This is a genomic window from Pseudomonas putida (assembly GCF_002906855.1).
In the GTDB taxonomy this organism is placed as follows: domain Bacteria; phylum Pseudomonadota; class Gammaproteobacteria; order Pseudomonadales; family Pseudomonadaceae; genus Aquipseudomonas; species Aquipseudomonas putida_N.
In genome coordinates this window covers 556,434-574,507 of the sequence record NZ_MINI01000038.1, presented here as the reverse complement: position 1 = coordinate 574,507, position 18,074 = coordinate 556,434, and the positions used below count along the sequence as shown (strand labels likewise).

At 63.6% G+C, this 18,074-nt stretch carries 16 protein-coding genes; 7 read left to right on the top strand and 9 right to left on the bottom strand.

The features are described from left to right. Window positions 1-7 precede the first annotated feature (7 nt). From BGP85_RS15120 to BGP85_RS15110, 3 genes are all read left to right on the top strand, one after another. Window positions 8-2,692 (top strand): putative bifunctional diguanylate cyclase/phosphodiesterase, encoded by a 2,685-nt coding sequence (locus tag BGP85_RS15120; protein WP_103448667.1) that lies wholly within the window; start codon window positions 8-10, stop codon window positions 2,690-2,692. 144 nt (window positions 2,693-2,836) lie between these two features. Further along, window positions 2,837-3,505: a peptide-methionine (S)-S-oxide reductase MsrA gene (gene msrA / locus BGP85_RS15115; protein WP_103448666.1), complete on the top strand. Its 669-nt coding sequence runs from the start codon at window positions 2,837-2,839 to the stop codon at window positions 3,503-3,505. Between the two features lie 3 nt (window positions 3,506-3,508). Then, a complete protein-coding gene (locus BGP85_RS15110) occupies window positions 3,509-4,132 on the top strand; it encodes a glutathione S-transferase (RefSeq protein WP_103448665.1) in 624 nt (207 codons plus the stop codon). A 98-nt stretch (window positions 4,133-4,230) separates the two neighbouring features. On the opposite strand, the gene rloA2 is transcribed toward BGP85_RS15110, so the two are convergent. Further along, on the bottom strand, window positions 4,231-4,731 hold the full coding sequence (gene rloA2, locus BGP85_RS15105) for a retropepsin-like aspartic peptidase RloA2 (RefSeq protein WP_103448664.1): 501 nt from the start codon (window positions 4,729-4,731) through the stop codon (window positions 4,231-4,233). A 182-nt stretch (window positions 4,732-4,913) separates the two neighbouring features. Here rloA2 and BGP85_RS15100 point away from each other — a divergent pair, with 182 nt between their 5' ends. Both BGP85_RS15100 and BGP85_RS15095 read left to right on the top strand, forming a co-directional pair. Further along, window positions 4,914-5,801: an acyltransferase gene (locus tag BGP85_RS15100; RefSeq protein WP_103448663.1), complete on the top strand. Its 888-nt coding sequence runs from the start codon at window positions 4,914-4,916 to the stop codon at window positions 5,799-5,801. Between the two features lie 227 nt (window positions 5,802-6,028). After that, window positions 6,029-7,378 (top strand): APC family permease, encoded by a 1,350-nt coding sequence (locus tag BGP85_RS15095; protein ID WP_103448662.1) that lies wholly within the window; start codon window positions 6,029-6,031, stop codon window positions 7,376-7,378. 408 nt (window positions 7,379-7,786) lie between these two features. Here the strand turns inward: BGP85_RS15095 and BGP85_RS15090 are convergent, their stop codons facing one another. Both BGP85_RS15090 and fdhA read right to left on the bottom strand, forming a co-directional pair. Continuing rightward, complete coding sequence (locus BGP85_RS15090) at window positions 7,787-8,362, bottom strand: DUF2780 domain-containing protein (RefSeq protein WP_103448661.1); 576 nt, start codon at window positions 8,360-8,362, stop codon at window positions 7,787-7,789. Between the two features lie 132 nt (window positions 8,363-8,494). Next, complete coding sequence (gene fdhA / locus BGP85_RS15085; RefSeq protein WP_060480490.1) at window positions 8,495-9,694, bottom strand: formaldehyde dehydrogenase, glutathione-independent; 1,200 nt, start codon at window positions 9,692-9,694, stop codon at window positions 8,495-8,497. Between fdhA and BGP85_RS28720 the strand changes: the two genes are divergently transcribed. Both BGP85_RS28720 and BGP85_RS15080 read left to right on the top strand, forming a co-directional pair. Further along, complete coding sequence (locus BGP85_RS28720) at window positions 9,693-9,881, top strand: hypothetical protein (RefSeq protein WP_146048986.1); 189 nt, start codon at window positions 9,693-9,695, stop codon at window positions 9,879-9,881. The two genes, fdhA and BGP85_RS28720, sit on opposite strands and share 2 nt — an antisense overlap. A 77-nt stretch (window positions 9,882-9,958) precedes the next feature. Beyond that, window positions 9,959-10,444 (top strand): TIGR02594 family protein, encoded by a 486-nt coding sequence (locus BGP85_RS15080; RefSeq protein WP_103448660.1) that lies wholly within the window; start codon window positions 9,959-9,961, stop codon window positions 10,442-10,444. Window positions 10,445-10,500: 56 nt separating this feature from the next. On the opposite strand, the gene purU is transcribed toward BGP85_RS15080, so the two are convergent. The 6 genes from purU to BGP85_RS15050 all read right to left on the bottom strand — a co-directional run bounded on the left by purU (window position 10,501) and on the right by BGP85_RS15050 (window position 17,961). Next, window positions 10,501-11,358 carry a formyltetrahydrofolate deformylase gene (gene purU / locus BGP85_RS15075; RefSeq protein WP_103448659.1) on the bottom strand — a complete coding sequence of 286 codons (858 nt, stop codon included), beginning with the start codon at window positions 11,356-11,358 and terminating at the stop codon, window positions 10,501-10,503. Between the two features lie 12 nt (window positions 11,359-11,370). Next, complete coding sequence (locus BGP85_RS15070) at window positions 11,371-12,003, bottom strand: sarcosine oxidase subunit gamma (protein ID WP_103448658.1); 633 nt, start codon at window positions 12,001-12,003, stop codon at window positions 11,371-11,373. A 74-nt stretch (window positions 12,004-12,077) separates the two neighbouring features. Next, window positions 12,078-15,095, bottom strand: coding sequence for a sarcosine oxidase subunit alpha (locus BGP85_RS15065; RefSeq protein ID WP_103448657.1), 3,018 nt, complete (start codon window positions 15,093-15,095; stop codon window positions 12,078-12,080). After that, window positions 15,092-15,427, bottom strand: coding sequence for a sarcosine oxidase subunit delta (locus tag BGP85_RS15060; protein WP_103448656.1), 336 nt, complete (start codon window positions 15,425-15,427; stop codon window positions 15,092-15,094). The genes BGP85_RS15065 and BGP85_RS15060 overlap by 4 nt, the downstream gene beginning before the upstream one ends. Before the next feature lie 14 nt (window positions 15,428-15,441). Continuing rightward, a complete protein-coding gene (locus BGP85_RS15055) occupies window positions 15,442-16,692 on the bottom strand; it encodes a sarcosine oxidase subunit beta family protein (protein WP_003255680.1) in 1,251 nt (416 codons plus the stop codon). A gap of 15 nt (window positions 16,693-16,707) precedes the next feature. Then, a complete protein-coding gene (locus tag BGP85_RS15050) occupies window positions 16,708-17,961 on the bottom strand; it encodes a serine hydroxymethyltransferase (protein ID WP_103448655.1) in 1,254 nt (417 codons plus the stop codon). Between the last annotated feature and the right edge of the window lie 113 nt (window positions 17,962-18,074).

Genomic DNA, 18,074 nt, shown 5'->3' with positions numbered 1-18,074 from the left:
GTCTTCGATGAAAAGCCAACCCGATGCCGCCAGCCGTGTGGCGGCCGAGGTCGTCACGCAGCTCCCCGTGCCCTCGCGGCTCGGCATGTTGCGTTTCGAAAGGCTGAACGAAGCCAACTGGGCGATGCTTTACCTGGACCCGGCCTGCGACCGCCAGTTCGGCTTGCCCGCTTCCGAGCTGTGCGCACTGATCGATTCGCCCTACGCCAGCCTGATGGAACCCGAAGCACGCTATCGGCTGCACGATGAGATCCAGCTGCAACTGAGCAACCGTGGCTACTACCGCGTGCGCTATACCCTGCATACCCAGGCCCGCGCGCTGCCCCTGCTGGAAGCCGGCGAAGCGTTCAAGCAGCACAACCGCCAGCTGCTGCGCGGCTTCCTGACGGTGCTTGATGACGAAGACGACAGCGACCTCGACACCAACGATCTGGAATCGCGCAACAACCGCCTGCAACTGGCCCTGCAGATCAATCAGCGCGCCCAGCAGGAGCAGCTTGAGCACCTGGAGCGCGTGCGCGCCCAGCAAGACCTCATCCTGCGCCTTGCCCGCCAGCGCTACAGCGCCGAAAACTCGCTGCTCGAAGCCGCCCAGCTGATCACCCGCAGCGCCTGCGAAATCTACAAGGTCGACAGTGCCAGCATCTGGCACCTGGACGACCAGCGCCTGGAGCCGATCAGTGCCTGGCTGCGCAACGAGCAAGTGCACCGCCTGCCCGAACCGATCGATGCCAGCCGCTTCCCCGACTACCTCGAAGCCCTGCACGCCAGCCGCGCCATCGACGCGCACAACGCCAACCACGACCCTCGGACCCGAGAGCTGGCCCAGACCCTGTATGCCGACAACAACGCCATGCTCGACGCCAGCATTCGCGTCGATGGCCAGGTGGTCGGCGTACTGTGCCTGGAGCAGACCGGCCAGCCGCGGGCCTGGCAGTCCGACGAAATCGCCTTTGCCGGTGAGCTGGCCGACCAGTTCGCCCAGGTCATCACCAACCACAACCGGCGCACCGCAGCCAGCGCCCTGCACCTGTTCCAGCGGGCTGTGGAACAGAGCGCCAGCGCCTTCCTGCTGGTCAACCGCGACGGCGTGGTGGAGTACGTCAACCCAAGCTTCACGGCGATCACCCAGTACAGCACCGAGGAAGTCCAGGGCCACCACCTGGCCGAGCTGCCTGCCCTGGAAAACCTCAGCGAGCTGCTGTTCGACTCGCCGTCGAGCCTGGCCATGGGCAACAGCTGGCAGGGTGAATTCAAAAGCCGGCGCAAGAACCTCGAACCCTACTGGGGCCAGCTGTCGATCTCCAAAGTGTACGGCGACAACCGTGAGCTGACCCACTACATTGGCATCTACGAAGACGTCACCCAGACCAAACTTGCCCAGCAGCGCATCGAGCGCCTGGCCTACACCGACAACCTGACCAACCTCGGCAACCGCCCGGCGTTCATCCGCAAGCTCGACGAGCGCTTCGCCCGCGACAGCGAGAACCCGATCTGCCTGCTGCTGGTGGACATCGACAACTTCAAGCGGATCAACGACAGCCTCGGCCACCAGACCGGCGACAAGCTGCTGATCAGCCTGGCCCGGCGCCTGCGCAACAGCCTGAGCGTGAACGGCGTGCTCGCCCGTTTTGCCAGCAACGAGTTCGCCGTGCTGCTCGACGACACCAGCCTGGAAGACGGCCAGGGCGTTGCCCTGCAGTTACTGCGCACCCTCGACAAGCCGATGTTCGTCGACAACCAGCTGATCAACGTTACCGCCTCGGTGGGTCTGGCCTGCGCGCCGCTGCACGGCAGCGATCCGACCACCCTGATGAAGAACGCCGGCCTCGCCCTGCACAAGGCCAAGGCCAACGGCAAGCACCAGGTGCAGGTGTTCACCGAAGTGCTCAACGCCGAAGCCAGCTACAAGCTGTTCGTCGAGAACAACCTGCGCCGCGCCCTGACCCAGAACGAGCTGGAGGTGTTCTACCAGCCCAAGCTGTGCCTGCGCAGCGGTCGCCTGTTGGGCCTAGAGGCCTTGCTGCGCTGGAACCACCCCGAACGCGGCATGATCCGCCCGGACCAGTTCATCAGCGTGGCCGAGGAAACCGGCCTGATCATTCCCATCGGCAAGTGGGTGGTGCGCCAGTCGTGCCGCATGAGCCAGCAACTGCAGGAAGCCGGCATGGGCTGCCTGCACGTGGCCATCAACCTGTCGCCCAAGCAGTTCTCCGACCCCGACCTGGTGGCCTCGATCGCCTCCATCCTCAAGGAAGAAGGCCTGCCTGCGCACCTGCTGGAGCTGGAGCTGACCGAAGGCCTGCTGCTGGAAGCCTCGGAAGACACCCACCGCCAGCTCGACGAGCTCAAGGCGCTGGGCCTGACCCTGGCCATGGATGACTTCGGCACCGGCTATTCGTCGTTGAGCTACCTGAAGAAGTTCCCGATCGACATCATCAAGATCGACCGCAGCTTCATCAACGAGATCCCCGACAACCAGGACGACATGGAAATCACCTCGGCGGTAGTGGCCATGGCCCACAACCTCAAGCTCAAGGTGGTGGCCGAGGGCATCGAGACGCCAGAGCAACTGGCGTTCCTGCGCCGGCACCGCTGCGACGTCGGCCAGGGCTACCTGTTCGACCGGCCAATCCCGGGCCGCGAGCTTGCAGAAAAACTCAAGCGCTATCCACGCGGCCCAATGGCCTGACAGCTGCCTCAAGCTCGGGCACACTAGACCCCATTCGGGCCCTTCCACGGGACAAGCCCGCGCCTGCACGATCCCTGTAGGAGCGGGCTTGTCCCGCGAATGGCCCCAACACCTATCCAACTGAATTAACACAGAGGAACGGCCATGGTCCTGCGCTCGGAAATCCTGGTGAACAAAAACGTCATGCCAACCGCGGAGCAAGCCCTGCCTGGCCGCGAAACGCCCATGCAGCTGCCCGAATTCCACTACGTCTTCAAAGACACCCCACTGCTCGGCCCGTTCTTCGAAGGCGCCATCGATTTCGCCATCTTCGGCCTGGGCTGCTTCTGGGGCGCCGAGCGCCGCTTCTGGCAGCGTGAAGGCGTGGTCAGCACCGTGGTCGGCTACGCCGGCGGCTTCACCCCTAACCCGACCTACGAAGAAGTCTGCTCGGGCCTGACCGGCCACACCGAAGTGGTGCTGGTGGTGTTCGACAAGGACAAGGTCAGCTACCAGGAGCTGCTGGCGATGTTCTGGGAACTGCACAACCCGACCCAAGGCATGCGCCAGGGCAACGACATCGGCACCCAGTACCGTTCGGCCATCTACTGCACCAGCCCTGAACAGCTGGAGCAGGCCAAGGCCAGCCGCGACGCCTTCCAGGCTGAACTGAGCAAGGCCGGCTTCGGCGAAATCACTACCGAAATCGACCAGGCGCCGACCGTGTACTTCGCCGAGGCCTACCACCAGCAGTACCTGGCCAAGAACCCGGACGGCTACTGCGGCATCGGCGGCACCGGCGTGTGCCTGCCACCGAGCCTGCAGGGCAACTGAACCATGAGCACGATGACCCTGTTCCACTCGCCACTGTCGCCTTTCGTGCGCAAGGTCATGGTGGTGCTGCACGAGACTGGCCAGCTTGATCGCGTCAGCCTTCAGCCGGTGAACATCAGCCCGGTGAGCGGCGACGAGCAGCTTAACCATGGCAACCCGATCGGCAAGATCCCGGCCCTGCGCCTGGAAGACGGCACCGTACTGCACGACAGCCGGGTGATTTGCGAGTACCTCGATCTGCAGCATGTCGGCCTGCCGCTGCTGCCACGCGAGGGCTCGGCGCGCTGGCGGCGCATGACCCTGGCCTCGCAGGCGGATGCGATCATGGATGCGGCGGTGTCGAGCCGTTACGAGAGCTTCCTGCGGCCTGAAGAGAAACGCTGGGACGGCTGGCTCGAAGCGCAAGGCGAGAAGATTCGCCGCAGCCTGGCGAACCTGGAGCAGGAGCACCTGGCTGAATTGGCTAGCGGTTTCGACCTCGCGGCGATCGGCGTGGCTTGTGCTCTAGGGTACTTGGACCTACGTCAGCCAGAGTTCGGCTGGCGTGAATGCCAGCCTGGCTTGGCGGCATGGTACGCCGAGGCGGCCCAACGGCCGTCAATGGTTGCCACTGCTCCGGTGGCCTGACGGGCCTCTTCGCGGGACAAGCCCGCTCCTACAGGTACCTCACGAGCTTGTAGGAGTGGGCTTGCCCCGCGAAAGGGCCGGCAAGACCTACATCACATTCAGCAATCAGGATTGCCCGCAGTAAACTTCTTGGCCGGGTTCACCGCCGCCTTGAACTGTCGCAATGCCTTGGAACCAATCAGCAACGGGTAGTTGAAGTGGCTGCGGTCCACCAGGTTGACCTCCATGGTGCGCTTCACGCCACCCAGGCACATCTCCAGGTCGACCACCGGCCGCTTGGAGATGTCCGGTGCATCACCCTCGTCCTCTTCATCGGCACGGCCCTTGATCTTGCTGATGCGCGAGACCTGGTGCTCATACACCTTGCCGTCGGAGTCCTTGGTTGCCAGGCGGAAACGTACCCACTCCTCGCCATCGCGAGTGAACAGCTCGATGTCCTTGGCCGACAGCGACGCGGTCCAGGCGCCGGTGTCCATCTTGGCCTTCAGGGTCTGGCCAAGCTCGGGCAACTTGATGTTCTCGTAACGGCCATACAGCGTGGGTTCGGCGGCCATGACCGGCAACGCCAGCAGCGATAACAGGGCAAGCAGAGATTTCACAGGCAGGCTTCCTTGAGAAGGGTCAGTGCTTAGACTGCACTGGCTGGATAGGTTCGCTCTCACAAGCCTAACCAACATGTTGTGAAACATTTGTCCCCACCGTCGGGCATTGGACATTTGGCGTAGACCCCAGCGCTGCTTATCATTGCGCCCTGCCAACTTCCCACAACAAGAGTTTCCTTATGCGTCGCCTGTTTACCGGCATTCTCACAACCACCCTGCTGCTGCTCAACACCGTGGTGATGATCTGCCCGCTGATGGTCTTCGCCCTGCTCAAGCTGGTACTGCAGGGGCGCTGGCGCGACTACGCCTCCGCTGCCGTGATGTGGTTTGCTGAAGCCTGGTCAGAGGTCGACAAGGCCATCTTCGCCCTGTGCATCCCCACCAAATGGGACATCCGTGGCGTCGAGAACCTGCGCAAGGACACGTCCTACCTGGCCGTCAGCAACCACCAGACCTGGGTGGACATCCCGGCGCTGATCGAAAGCCTCAACCGCCGCACGCCGTTCTTCAAGTTCTTCCTCAAGAAGGAGCTGATCTGGGTACCGCTGCTGGGCCTGGCCTGGTGGGGCCTCGATTACCCGTTCATGAAGCGCTACAGCAAGGCGTTCCTGGAAAAGCACCCAGAGCTCAAGGGCAAGGACCTGGAGATCACCAAGGCCGCCTGCGAGCTGTTCAAGCGCCAGCCGGTGACCGTGGTCAACTACCTCGAAGGCACCCGCTTCACCGAGGCCAAGCACCGCGAACAGCAATCGCCCTACCGTTACCTGCTCAAGCCCAAGGCTGGCGGCGTGGCGTTCGTGCTGGCAGCGCTGGGCGAGCAGCTGGATGCGCTGCTGGACGTGACCATCGTCTATCCCGGCAACCAGGCGCCGGGGTTCTGGGACCTGCTCAATGGCAGTATCAGCCGGGTGATTATCGACATTCAGGTGCGTGAGCTGGACCCGGCATTGTGGGATGGGGATTACGAGAATGACCCGGCCTTCCGCCAGACCGTGCAGGCCTGGGTCAACCAGCTGTGGTTGGACAAGGACCAGCGGATCGCGCAGCTGCGGGCAGAAATAGGCTGAACCCACTTCGCCTGTGCCGGCCCATTCGCGGGACAAGCCCGCTCCTACAGGAATACCGCCGTCCTGTAGGAGCGGGCTTGCCCCGCGAAGAGGCCGGCACAGGAATGCTCACAACCCCGATTAAAACCCAGGCTAATAATTAGAATAAGTAATACTTTTTTGTCTTCACCCCCCTAAGTGGATAAAAATCGACCAAAGCACAACTACAAAAATGCCTGGATCGATCGATGGCCAACCCACCCAGCTCCAACTCCGCCCAACTGCGCCGTGTCCTCAGCCTCCCCGCCCTGGTGTTCTTCGGCCTGGTGTACATGGTCCCGCTGACCATCTTCACCACCTACGGCATCGTCACCGAACTCACCGGTGGCCGCACCGCCAGCGCATACATGGTCACCCTGGTAGCCATGCTGTTCACCGCTGCGTCCTACAGCTTCATGGTCAAGCGCTTCCCGGTCGCGGGCTCGGCATACTCCTACACCAACATGGCCTTCGGCCCCAACGTCGGCTTCCTCGCCGGCTGGTCGCTGCTGCTGGATTACCTGTTCCTGCCGATGATCAATTACCTGTTGATCGGCCTGTTCCTCAACATCGCCTTCCCGGCCATTCCGGCGTGGTCCATCGCCCTGGCCTCGATCGTGCTGGTAACGGTGCTGAACGTGGTCGGCATCCACTCGGTGGCCAAGACCAGCAACCTGATCGTCGGCGCGCAGATCGTCTTCATCGTGGTGTTCGTCGCGCTGTCATGCCAGTCCCTGGCCGGCCAGCCGCTGGACCTGCTGTCGCCGCTGATGGGCGATGGCTCCAAGCCCGGCTTTGGCGCAATCATGGCCGGCGCGGCGGTACTGTGCCTGTCGTTCCTCGGCTTCGACGCCGTCTCGACCCTGGCCGAAGAGTGCCGCGATGCCCGCCGCGACGTGCCACGGGCAATCATCCTCACCACCCTGTTTGCTGGCGTCCTGTTTACCGTGCTGGCCTATGTCAGCCAGCTGGTGATGCCAGGCACCACCTTTGCCAATGCCGATGCAGCGGCCAACGAGGTGATGTCCAAGGCGGGCGGTCAGTTCCTGGCCAACTTCTTCACTGCCGCGTATGTCGCGGGCAGCCTGGGTTCGGCGCTGGCCTCGCAGGCGGCGGTGTCGCGCATCCTGTTCACCATGGGGCGGGACAATGTGCTGCCGCGTCGCAGCTTCGGCTACCTGTCGCCACGCTTCGGCACGCCGGTATTTGCCATTGCGCTGGTGTCGGCGTTCTCGCTGCTGGCATTGGTGATCGACCTGGCTACCCTCGCCTCGCTGATCAGCTTCGGTGCGTTGGTAGCGTTCTCGGCGGTGAACCTGGCGGTGGTGAAGACCCACCTGATGGACGATGGTGCCCAGCGTAACCTCAAGGGGTTGCTGTGCTATGGCGCGGTACCGCTGGTGGGGTTGGCGCTGACCCTTTGGCTGTGGACCAGCCTGTCGGCCCTGACCTTGGTTATCGGCCTGTGCTGGTTTACCTTCGGCCTGGCCTACCTGGCAGTTCTGACCGCCGGTTTCCGCCGCCCAGTGCGCCTGGTGGACTTCAGTGAGGCTGCCTGATCACCACGATAACGCGTCGAAATAGAAGGCGGTCGCGCGCTGATCCCACGGGACTGATTGGCCCGAAACAGACGTAGGAGCGAGCGATAGCTCGCGATGCGACGCGTGGGCGGCGCTCGATCGGATAGGCGCTGAAGGTGTGATGCCGAGCACCTGGGTGCCTCTCCATCATCTTCCGGTATAAACCCCTGGCGTCATACCTGAAAGGCCTGTGTGACCATGCCAGGAGATTGGCAGGCGACCCGGTCAGGGCCGCCATGCGCATGCCTTGAGGAGTGTGGCGCCTGTGACATCGAGCGCCGCCCGCGCGGCGCATCGCGAGCTGTCGCTCGCTCCTACGTCTGTTTCGGGCCAGTTAAGCCTGTACCTGGGCACGCGCACCCTTGGGGCATGGTTTGAGATCGGGCATTAAACCGAAGGCTGGGCCAGCGGCGCTGGTGTAGTCCACAAACTCCCCAGATTCTGCAACAACGACCCGGCAATCCCCTGCTGCCCCAGGTACTGCAGAATCAACGGCGCAAACTGCCCGATCATCCCGGTATCCATCCCCAGCGCCTTGAACGCATTGTCAAGGTCGCCACGGTTCTCCACATCGTTGCCCAGCGCCTTGTCCAAGGCCGACTGGCTGCCCTTGCTGTTGCCCAGCAACTCACCCAACCCACTCAACCCGCCCAGGGCATTGGCCCCCGACAGCAGGTCCAGGCCCGGCACGGCCTTGGTCAGCTGGCCATAGTCGTCGCTGCTCAGGTTGTTGCGCGCCAGCCCCAGCATGGCTCCTGCCCCGCCCACGGCCTGTTCGGGGGTGATGTTCAGCTGGCTGCCCAGGGTGTTGAGCAGGTTGGCCTGCCCTTCCGGCGCCTGCACCTGGCCTTGTTGCTGCTGGTTCTGCATGGAAGAGACGGCGTTGGCGGCGTCGCTGAGGTTGAAGGCGAACACCGGGCTTGCGGCCAGGGTCATCAGGGTTGCCAGAGTGAATGCTTTCATCGGGAGGGACCTCGTTGGCCGGGATGGCCGGGGAAACGAGGCATTGGACTGGCGCCACGGAACTTTGTTCCAGGCCGATTATCGTCCTGCTGAAAGTACAACGCCCCCTTGCGGGGGCGTTGCATCTAGCGGTTAGGCTGCGCCCCACATCTTGTGCGGGTCGATCACGAACTTCTTCGGCACACCTGCATCGAACTCGCCGTAACCTTCCGGCGCCTGATCCAGGTTGATCACCTGCACACCCACCACTTCGGCGATGTTGATGCGGTCCCACATGATCGCCTGCATCAGCTGGCGGTTGTACTTCATGGTCGGGGTCTGGCCGGTGTGGAAGCTGTGCGACTTGGCCCAGCCCAGGCCAAAGCGGATGCTCAGCGCGCCGATCTTGGCAGCGGCATCCACCGCGCCCGGGTCTTCGGTCACGTACAGGCCCGGGATGCCGATGTTGCCGGCCACGCGGGTCACTTGCATCAGCGAGTTCAGCACGGTGGCCGGCGCTTCATGCTTGGCACCTTCGTGGCCGTGGCCGCGGGCTTCGAAACCTACGGCATCGACAGCGCAGTCCACTTCAGGCTCGCCGAGAATGTCGACGATCTGCTCGTGCAGCGGGGTGTCCTTGGACAGGTCGACCACTTCGAAACCCTGGGACTTGGCGTGTGCCAGGCGGGCTGGGTTCAGGTCACCGACGATGACACAGGCCGCTCCGAGCAGGCGCGCCGAGGCAGCGGCGGCCAGGCCGACGGGGCCGGCGCCAGCGACGTAGACGGTGCTGCCTGGGCCAACGCCGGCGGTGACGGCGCCGTGGTAGCCGGTCGGCAGGATGTCGGACAGGCAGGTCAGGTCACGGATCTTCTCCATGGCCTTGTCGCGGTCCGGCAGCTTCAGCAGGTTGAAGTCAGCGTACGGCACCAACACGTACTCGGCCTGGCCGCCGGTCCAGTCGCCCATGTCGACGTAGCCATAGGCACCACCGGCGCGGGCCGGGTTGACGGTGAGGCAGACACCGGTGTGCATCTCTTTGCACGAGCGGCAGCGCCCGCACGCGACGTTGAAGGGTACCGACACCAGGTCGCCGATCTTCAGGCGTTCTACATCACGCCCCATCTCGACGATTTCACCGGTAATTTCGTGGCCCAGGACCAGGCCGACCTGGGCAGTGGTGCGGCCGCGGACCATGTGCTGGTCAGAGCCGCAGATGTTGGTGGAAACCACTTTGAGGATGACGCCGTGCTCGATCTTCTTGCCGCGTGGGTCTTGCATTTTCGGGTAGTCGATCTTCTGCACCTCGACCTTGCCCGCGCCGAGATACACCACTCCACGATTGCCAGACATGCTCTTACCTCGCTTGATTTTTATTTATGCAGCGGTGGTGAACGCGCCGCCATCCATGGGCGGCTTGTGTTACTGGAGTGCAGGAATTGTGGGCCTGATACGGCTGATCACGCTGACTGGAAACGACAGACAGATGCCTTTTTACGGCAGTGCTGTCGCCATTGGCCATAGTCGCTACCGCTGGTGAGGAGGAGGCTGGGCCAGGGTCACGTCGGCCTCACGGCCCGCTGGCCAGCCGTCTCCTCAACTTCTGGAAGTAGCACAATGAACGAACTACCTTGGCTGAACGAAGCACGTAAACTGATTGGTATCAGCGAGATACCTGGCAGCCAGCACCACCCGGAAATCCTGCAGATGTGGAAGGACATCAAGCGCGGGGGGATAAAAGATGACGAAACGCCCTGGTGCGCGGCATTTGTCGGCGCAATGCTGGAACGCGCGGGTATCAGGTCCAGCCGTTTCGAAAGCGCGAAGTCCTACCTTGACTGGGGCACCCAGCTGGAACAGCCAGCTGTGGGCTGCATTGTAGTGTTCACGCGTGTCGGTGGCGGCCATGTCGGCTTCGTGGTCGGCAAGGCGGCGAATGGCAACCTGATGGTCCTGGGCGGCAATCAAAGCGATGCTGTGAACATCCGGGCCTTCGAGCTGAGTCGAGTCAGTGGCTATCGCTGGCCGACTGGCGTGCCCTTGGCCAGTACAGCATTGCCGATACTCGCCAATGACGCTCCGCTTTCTGCGTCGGAGGCTTGAAGCGCACCACGAACTACGCCGCAAAACGGCTGTAGTTCGTGACTACCAATAAAAAATTACAGAACCACGGTCCGGTTGGCGTTGAGGAACACCCGCCGCTCGATGTGATAGCCCACCGCCCGCGCCAGGGTCAGGCACTCGATATCACGCCCCTTGGCAATCAGGTCTTCGGGGTAATGGCTGTGGTCCACCACCTCGACGCCCTGGGCAATGATCGGCCCTTCGTCGAGGTCGTTGTTGATGTAGTGCGCCGTGGCGCCGACCATCTTCACGCCCTTGTTGTACGCCTGGTGATAGGGCTTGGCGCCCTTGAACCCTGGCAGCAACGAGTGGTGAATGTTGATCGCCCAGCCATCCAGGCGCCGGCACAGCTCCGGCGACAGCACCTGCATGTAGCGGGCAAGCACCACCAGCTCCGCACCGGTCTCTTCGATCACCTGGATCACCTTGCGCTCTTGCGCAGGCTTGTCCTTCGGGTCGAGGGCGAAGTGGTAGTAGGGAATCTTGTGCCAGTGCGCCAGGGGTTCGAGGTCCGGGTGGTTGGACACCACCGCGACCACGTCCATGGCCAGTTGGCCGATGCGCTGGCGGTACAGCAGGTCGTTCAGGCAATGGTCGGCCTTGGACACCATGATCACCACCTTGGGGCGGTGATTGGGGGCGGTCAGCTCGAAGGCCATGCCGAACGCATCGCTGCGCTCGGCGAGGCCGGCGCGAAAGCCCGCCTCGTCGAAATCGTCCGGCTGGCGGAACTCCACGCGAATGAAGAAGCGCCCCGACAGCCGGTCATCGAAGGAGTGGTGCTCCGTGACGTAGCAGCGCTGCTCGTAGAGGTAACGCGTCACCACGTCGACGGTGCCGAGCATGCTCGGGCAGTCGGCGGTGAGAATCCAGGTATCCGGTGCCCGACTCATGTTCTGCTCTCCTTACGCCTCGATGCTCAGGCCGTACTCGGCCGAAGCGTCCTGCAGCCACAGCCACCAGTAATCGGCGAAGCTGCGGCGAATCACCAGTTCCCAGGTGTCTTCGGCAGTGCGGCGGATCACCAGTTGCGACTTGGCGAACACGGTGCCGACAGCCTTGCCGACCGGGAAGTTGTTCGGGTGAACATCATAGCTGGTGGACTTCATCAGCACTTCGCGCACGTTCGGGCCGCGCAGCTCCAGCAGGCTCTGCCCGCCGCTGACGTTGACCACCTGGATGTGCTGGCCGTCGAGTGCCGCGCGCAGTTTCTGTTCGATCGCCAGTTCCTGGCCGCCTGGGACGATCAGCAGCCATTCGTCAGGGCCGACCCACTGCAGCGACATCTCGTTGTTGGCGACCACGGTCAGGGCAACCGGCAGCTCCAGGCCCAGGGCCTTGTGCACGCCAGCGGCGAATTCCGGGTTGTGGCCATCGCCACGAAGGGTCAGGTGACCGAGGAATTTCTTTTCACGCAGGGTCACGCCTGCGTTCTTGCGGCCTTTGCCAACCAGGCTGGCCAGGTCGGCGTGGTGCAGTGGCGACTGGGCCTTGGCCTCGGCGCCGGGGTTTTGCTGGAAGACGTTGATAGCGCTCATTTCTTACCTGCCTTGAATTCTTGTTCGTCAGGGCTGCGCAGCGCTGCAAGCAGGCTGCGCGGCCATCCGGGGCCTTAGACGTTCTGCCGCTCACCCTTCGGATCGAAGAACACCGAAGACACGATCTCCGCCTCGATCACGCTGCCATCCGCCTGCGGCGAGTACACACGCTCGCCCATGCGCTTGAGGCCGCCCTTGACCACACCCATGGCAAACGAATAGCCCAGGGAGTTGGAGGCGTAGCTGGAGGTGACGTGGCCCACCATGTCCATCGGGATTGGCTGCTTCGGATCGAATACCAGCTGGGCGCCTTCCGGCAGCCACTTGGTCGGGTCGATCGGCTTCAGGCCCACCAGCTGCTTGCGGTTGTCGCGCAGGCAGTCTTCGCGGTTCATGCCACGCAGGCCGATCCACGAGAACGGCTTGTTGCGGCCCACGCACCAGCTCATGTTGAGGTCGTCCGGGTTCATCGAGCCATCGGTGTCCTGGCCAACGATGATGAAGCCCTTCTCGGCACGCAGTACGTGCATGGTCTCGGTGCCGTACGGGGTCAGGTTGTACTTCTTGCCGGCCTCGATGATCTGTTCCAGCACGCCCATGGCGTAATTGGCCTGCACGTTGACTTCGTACGACAGCTCACCGGTGAACGAGATACGGAACACGCGGGCCGGTACGCCGCCAACGTTGCCTTCCTTCCAGGTCATGAACGGGAAGGCTTCCTTGTCCATGTCGATGTCGGTCAGCTCGCTGAGCAGCTTGCGGCTGTTGGGGCCGGACAGGGTCATGGTCGCCCAGTGGTCGGTGACCGAGGTGAAGTACACCTTCAGCTCCGGCCATTCGGTCTGGTGGTACAGCTCCATCCACTGCAGCACGCGGGCTGCGCCGCCGGTGGTGGTGGTCATGATGAAGTGGTTGTCGCCGACGCAGGCGGTCACGCCGTCGTCGAAGACCATGCCATCTTCCTTGCACATCAGGCCGTAGCGGGCCTTGCCCACCTCGAGCTTGGTCCAGGCGTTGGTGTAGATGCGGTTGAGGAACTCGCGCGCATCAGGGCCCTGGATGTCGATCTTGCCCAGGGTCGAGGCGTCCAGCAGGCCCACGCTGTCGCGCACGGCCTTGCATTCACGGGCAACGGCGGCATGGATGTCTTCACCGGCTTTCGGGAAGTACCACGGGCGCTTCCACTGGCCGACGTCTTCGAACTCGGCGCCGTTCTTCACGTGCCAGGCATGCAGGGCGGTGAAGCGCACCGGCTCGAACAGGTGGCCACAGTGACGACCGGCTACTGCACCGAAGGTCACCGGCGTGTAGTTCGGGCGGAACATGGTGGTGCCCATTTCCGGGATGGTGATGCCGATCGAACGGGCAGCGATGGCCAGGCCGTTGATGTTGCCCAGCTTGCCCTGGTCGGTACCGAAGCCCAGTGCGGTATAGCGCTTGACGTGCTCGACCGACTCGAAGCCTTCGCGGGTGGCCAGTTCGATGGCGGCCGCGGTGACGTCGTTCTGCTGGTCGACGAACTGTTTGGGTGCGCGGGCAGTGCCTTTGTCGTGCGGCACCTGGAACAGCGCCACGGTGGCCTCTTCCTTGCGCGCCACGGTTTTCGGCAGGCTGCCAACGGTGGCCTTGAAGCCGGCTTCAGTGGCTGCGCGGGCGCCGCCTTCGAAGCCATCGGTAATCACATCGCCGAGGGCGTAGACGCCGTTGATGCCACCCACGCATTCGCGTTTCTGCGGGGCATCGCCTGGCACGAAGCCGAGGATGTCTTCACGCCAGACCGGGCGACCGCCCAGGTGCGACGCCAGGTGCACGATCGGGCTGTAGCCGCCGGAGGTGGCGATCAGGTCGCATTCGAGGGTTTCACCCGGGCTGGTGACCTTGTGCGCCTGCACATCGATGGCGGCCACACGGGCGCCGCTGACGTGCTTGGTGCCCTTGGCCTCGATCACGGCGCTGGAGGTGAGGATGCGGATGCCCTTGGCACGTGCTTCTTCAACCAGCGAACCGCGTGGGTTGTGGCGGGCGTCGGCAATGGCGACCACCTGCAGGCCAGCGTCGTGCCAGTCCAGCGCGGCGCGGTAGGCGTGGTCGTTGTTGGTCGACAGCACCAGCTTGCGGCCTGGGGCCACGCCGTAACGGCGGACGTAGGTCGACACTGCGCCAGCCAGCATGTTGCCCGGCAGGTCGTTGTTGCCGTACACCAGTGGGCGCTCATGGGCACCGGCAGCCAGCACCACGCGCTTGGCGCGGACACGGTGCACGCGGTGGCGCACCTGGCCGATCGGGGCGCGGTCGCCGAGGTGGTCGGTGAGGCGCTCGTGAATGGTCAGGAAGTTATGGTCGTGGTAGCCGTTGACCGTGGCGCGTGGCAGCAGGGTCACTTCCGGCAGGCTTTCCAGCTCTTTGACCACGGCGTTGACCCAGTCGGTGGCAGGCTTGCCGTCGAGGGTTTCGCGGGTGTCGAGCAGGCTGCCGCCGAACTCTTCCTGCTCATCGGCCAGGATCACGCGGGCACCGCTGCGGGCAGCGGCCAGCGCGGCGGCCAGGCCAGCAGGGCCGGCACCGACGATCAGCACGTCGCAGTGCTGGTTCATGTAGTCGTAGCTGTCCGGGTCGTTCTGCAGCGGCGCGCGGCCCAGGCCGGCGGCTTTGCGGATGTACTTCTCGTAGGTCATCCAGAACGATTTCGGGTACATGAAGGTTTTGTAGTAGAAGCCCGGCGGCATCATGCTGCCGCCAACCTTGCCGAGGATGCCCATGACGTCATTGTTGACGTTCGGCCAGCCGTTGGTGCTGGTGGCGACCAGGCCTGCGTACAGCGCCTGTTGGGTGGCACGCACGTTGGGGATCTGGGTGGCTTCGCTGGAGCCGATCTGCAGGATGGCGTTCGGCTCTTCGGTACCGGCGGCGATGATGCCGCGTGGGCGCGAGTACTTGAAGCTGCGGCCAACGATGTCGACGCCGTTGGCCAGCAACGCGGCGGCCAGGCTGTCACCGGCATAACCCTGGTAGGTCTTGCCGTTGAAGGTGAAGTTCAGGACCTTGCTGCGGTCGATACGGCCGCCGCTGGCGAGGCGATAGGTCTGGCTCATACTTTTTCCCCTTGGCCTTTGACGGTCGACGGTGCGCTGCTTGGCTTGCCGGCGTCGGTCACTTGCGGCTTCTCGCCAATCTTGTAGGTTTCCAGAATCTCGTAGGTCACGGTGTTACGGGTGACGTTGAAGTACTGGCGGCAGCCGGCAACGTGGTCCCACAGTTCGTGGTGAATACCGCGTGGGTTGTCACGGTAGAACATGTAGGTGCCCCACTCCTCGTCGGAGCAGGCGTTGGGGTCCAGCGGGCGGGCGATGTGCGCCTGGCCAGAGGCGTGGAACTCTTCTTCGGAGCGCAGCTCGCCACAATGGGGACAGAAAATATGCAACATGACGGTGGCTCCGGTTAGTGGGCGACGGCGGCAGCGCCGTGTTCGTCGATCAGTGCGCCGTTGTAGAAGCGGTCCATGGAGAACGGCGCGGCCAGTGGGTGCATTTCGCCCTTGGCCAGGCTCGCGGCGAAGACGTTGCCCGAACCCGGGGTCGCCTTGAAGCCGCCAGTGCCCCAACCGCAGTTGAAGAACATGTTCTTGACCGGGGTCTTGGTGATGATCGGGCACGCGTCCGGCGAGGTGTCGACGATGCCGCCCCACTGGCGGTTCATGCGCACGCGCGAGAGGTTGGGGAACATCTCGACGATGGCCTGCAGGGTGTGTTCGATCACCGGGTACGAACCGCGCTGGCCGTAACCGACCCAGCCGTCGATACCGGCACCGATCACCAGGTCGCCCTTGTCGGACTGGCTGATGTAGCCGTGTACGGCGTTGGACATGATCACGCTGTCGATGATCGGCTTGATCGGTTCGGATACCAGCGCTTGCAGCGGGTGCGATTCCAGCGGCAGGCGGAAGCCAGCCAGCTTGGCCATGTGCCCGGAGTTGCCGGCGGTGACCACGCCGACGCGCTTGGCGCCGATGAAGCCTTTGTTGGTTTCTACGCCGATCACTGCACCGTTTTCCTTGCGGAAGCCGATCACTTCGGTCTGCTGGATCAGGTCCACGCCCAGGGCGTCGGCGGCACGGGCGAAGCCCCAGGCCACGGCGTCGTGACGGGCTACGCCGCCACGACGCTGAACAGTGGCGCCGAGGATCGGGTAGCGGGTGTTCTTCGAGCAGTCCAGGTAGGGGATTTCAGCCGCAACCTGGGCGGTGTTGAGCAGCTCGCCATCGACGCCATTGAGGCGGTTGGCGGAGACGCGGCGCTCGGAGTCACGCATGTCCTGCAGGGTGTGGCACAGGTTGTAGACCCCGCGCTGGGAGAACATCACGTTGTAGTTGAGGTCCTGGGACAGGCCCTCCCACAGCTTCATGGCGTGCTCGTACAGGTGCGCCGACTCGTCCCACAGGTAGTTGGAACGCACGATGGTGGTGTTACGGGCGGTGTTGCCGCCGCCCAGGTAACCCTTCTCGATCACCGCGACGTTGGTGATGCCGTGTTCCTTGGCCAGGTAGTAGGCCGTGGCCAGGCCATGGCCGCCACCGCCAACGATGACCACGTCGTAGACCTTTTTAGGGGTCGGCGTGCGCCACATGCGCTGCCAGTTTTCGTGGTGGCTGAGGGAGTGCTTGAAAAGGCCGAAGCCCGAGTAGCGTTGCATGGTCGTTTACTCCACTCAGCGGTAAACAGGGAAGTCAGCGCACAGGGCCGCGACGTTCTTCGCCACATCGGCTTCGACGTCAGCGTCACCGAGGTTGTCGAGGATGTCGCAGATCCAGCCGGCCAGGGCCACGCACTGAGCGACCTTGAAGCCGCGAGTGGTGACGGCCGGGGTGCCGATACGCAGGCCGGAGGTGACGAACGGCGACTGTGGGTCGTTCGGCACGGCGTTCTTGTTGACAGTGATGTGCGCGCGGCCCAGGGCGGCGTCGGCATCTTTACCGGTCAGACCCTGGCGGATCAGGCTGACCAGGAACAGGTGGTTGTCGGTACCGCCAGAGACCACGTCGTAGCCGCGGTCGATGAATACCTGGGCCATCGCCTGGGCGTTTTCGATCACTTGCTTCTGGTAGGCCTTGAAACCAGGCTCCAGCGCTTCCTTGAAGCACACCGCCTTGGCGGCGATCACGTGCATCAGCGGGCCGCCCTGGGCGCCCGGGAATACCGCGGCGTTGAGCTTCTTCTCGATCTCTTCGTTGGACTTGGCCAGGATCAGGCCGCCACGTGGACCGCGCAGGGTCTTGTGGGTGGTGGTGGTGACCACGTCGGCGAACGGGATCGGGTTCGGGTACAGGCCAGCGGCAACCAGGCCGGCAACGTGGGCCATGTCGACGAACAGCAGCGCACCGACCTTGTCGGCGATGGCGCGGAAGCGTGGGAAGTCGAGGGTTTTGGAGTAGGCCGAGAAGCCGGCAACGATCATCTTCGGCTTGTGCTCGACGGCCAGGCGCTCGACTTCGTCGTAGTCGATCAGGCCGGTGTCGGTATTGATGCCATATTGAACGGCGTTGTACAGCTTGCCCGAGGACGACACCTTGGCGCCGTGGGTCAGGTGGCCGCCGTGGGCCAGGCTCATGCCGAGGATGGTGTCACCGGCCTGCAGCAGGGCCAGGTAGACCGCGCCGTTGGCCGACGAGCCGGAGTGCGGCTGGACGTTGGCGTAGTCGGCACCGAACAACTGCTTGGCGCGCTCGATGGCCAGCGCCTCGACCTTGTCGACATGCTCGCAGCCACCGTAGTAGCGCTTGCCTGGATAGCCTTCGGCGTATTTGTTGGTCAGGCCGCTGCCCTGGGCCTGCATCACGCGCTTGCTGGTGTAGTTTTCCGAAGCGATCAGCTCGATGTGATCTTCCTGACGCTGTTCTTCGGCATTCATCGCCGCCAGCAGTGCATCGTCGTAACCCTGGATCTGGTCTTGCTTGCTGAACATCGTGTATCTCCCGGCAGCGATCGTTTTTTGTCGTGGGGCACTGTGGCCCTTTGTGGCGATGTTATGACTGGCCGGGGCGGGTCAGATGCCTGCGCACGCCTTGCAATGGCGCG

Coding starts and splice junctions, on each gene's coding strand:
- BGP85_RS15110 (WP_103448665.1), top strand. CDS start 3,509: ATGAGCACGATGACCCTGTTCCACTCGCCACTGTCGCCTTTCGTGCGC.
- BGP85_RS15050 (WP_103448655.1), bottom strand. CDS start 17,961: ATGTTCAGCAAGCAAGACCAGATCCAGGGTTACGACGATGCACTGCTG.
- BGP85_RS15055 (WP_003255680.1), bottom strand. CDS start 16,692: ATGCAACGCTACTCGGGCTTCGGCCTTTTCAAGCACTCCCTCAGCCAC.
- purU (WP_103448659.1), bottom strand. CDS start 11,358: ATGAGTCGGGCACCGGATACCTGGATTCTCACCGCCGACTGCCCGAGC.
- BGP85_RS15080 (WP_103448660.1), top strand. CDS start 9,959: ATGAACGAACTACCTTGGCTGAACGAAGCACGTAAACTGATTGGTATC.
- BGP85_RS15060 (WP_103448656.1), bottom strand. CDS start 15,427: ATGTTGCATATTTTCTGTCCCCATTGTGGCGAGCTGCGCTCCGAAGAA.
- BGP85_RS15095 (WP_103448662.1), top strand. CDS start 6,029: ATGGCCAACCCACCCAGCTCCAACTCCGCCCAACTGCGCCGTGTCCTC.
- msrA (WP_103448666.1), top strand. CDS start 2,837: ATGGTCCTGCGCTCGGAAATCCTGGTGAACAAAAACGTCATGCCAACC.
- BGP85_RS15065 (WP_103448657.1), bottom strand. CDS start 15,095: ATGAGCCAGACCTATCGCCTCGCCAGCGGCGGCCGTATCGACCGCAGC.
- BGP85_RS15120 (WP_103448667.1), top strand. CDS start 8: ATGAAAAGCCAACCCGATGCCGCCAGCCGTGTGGCGGCCGAGGTCGTC.
- BGP85_RS15090 (WP_103448661.1), bottom strand. CDS start 8,362: ATGAAAGCATTCACTCTGGCAACCCTGATGACCCTGGCCGCAAGCCCG.
- BGP85_RS28720 (WP_146048986.1), top strand. CDS start 9,693: ATGCTCTTACCTCGCTTGATTTTTATTTATGCAGCGGTGGTGAACGCG.
- BGP85_RS15100 (WP_103448663.1), top strand. CDS start 4,914: ATGCGTCGCCTGTTTACCGGCATTCTCACAACCACCCTGCTGCTGCTC.
- fdhA (WP_060480490.1), bottom strand. CDS start 9,694: ATGTCTGGCAATCGTGGAGTGGTGTATCTCGGCGCGGGCAAGGTCGAG.
- BGP85_RS15070 (WP_103448658.1), bottom strand. CDS start 12,003: ATGAGCGCTATCAACGTCTTCCAGCAAAACCCCGGCGCCGAGGCCAAG.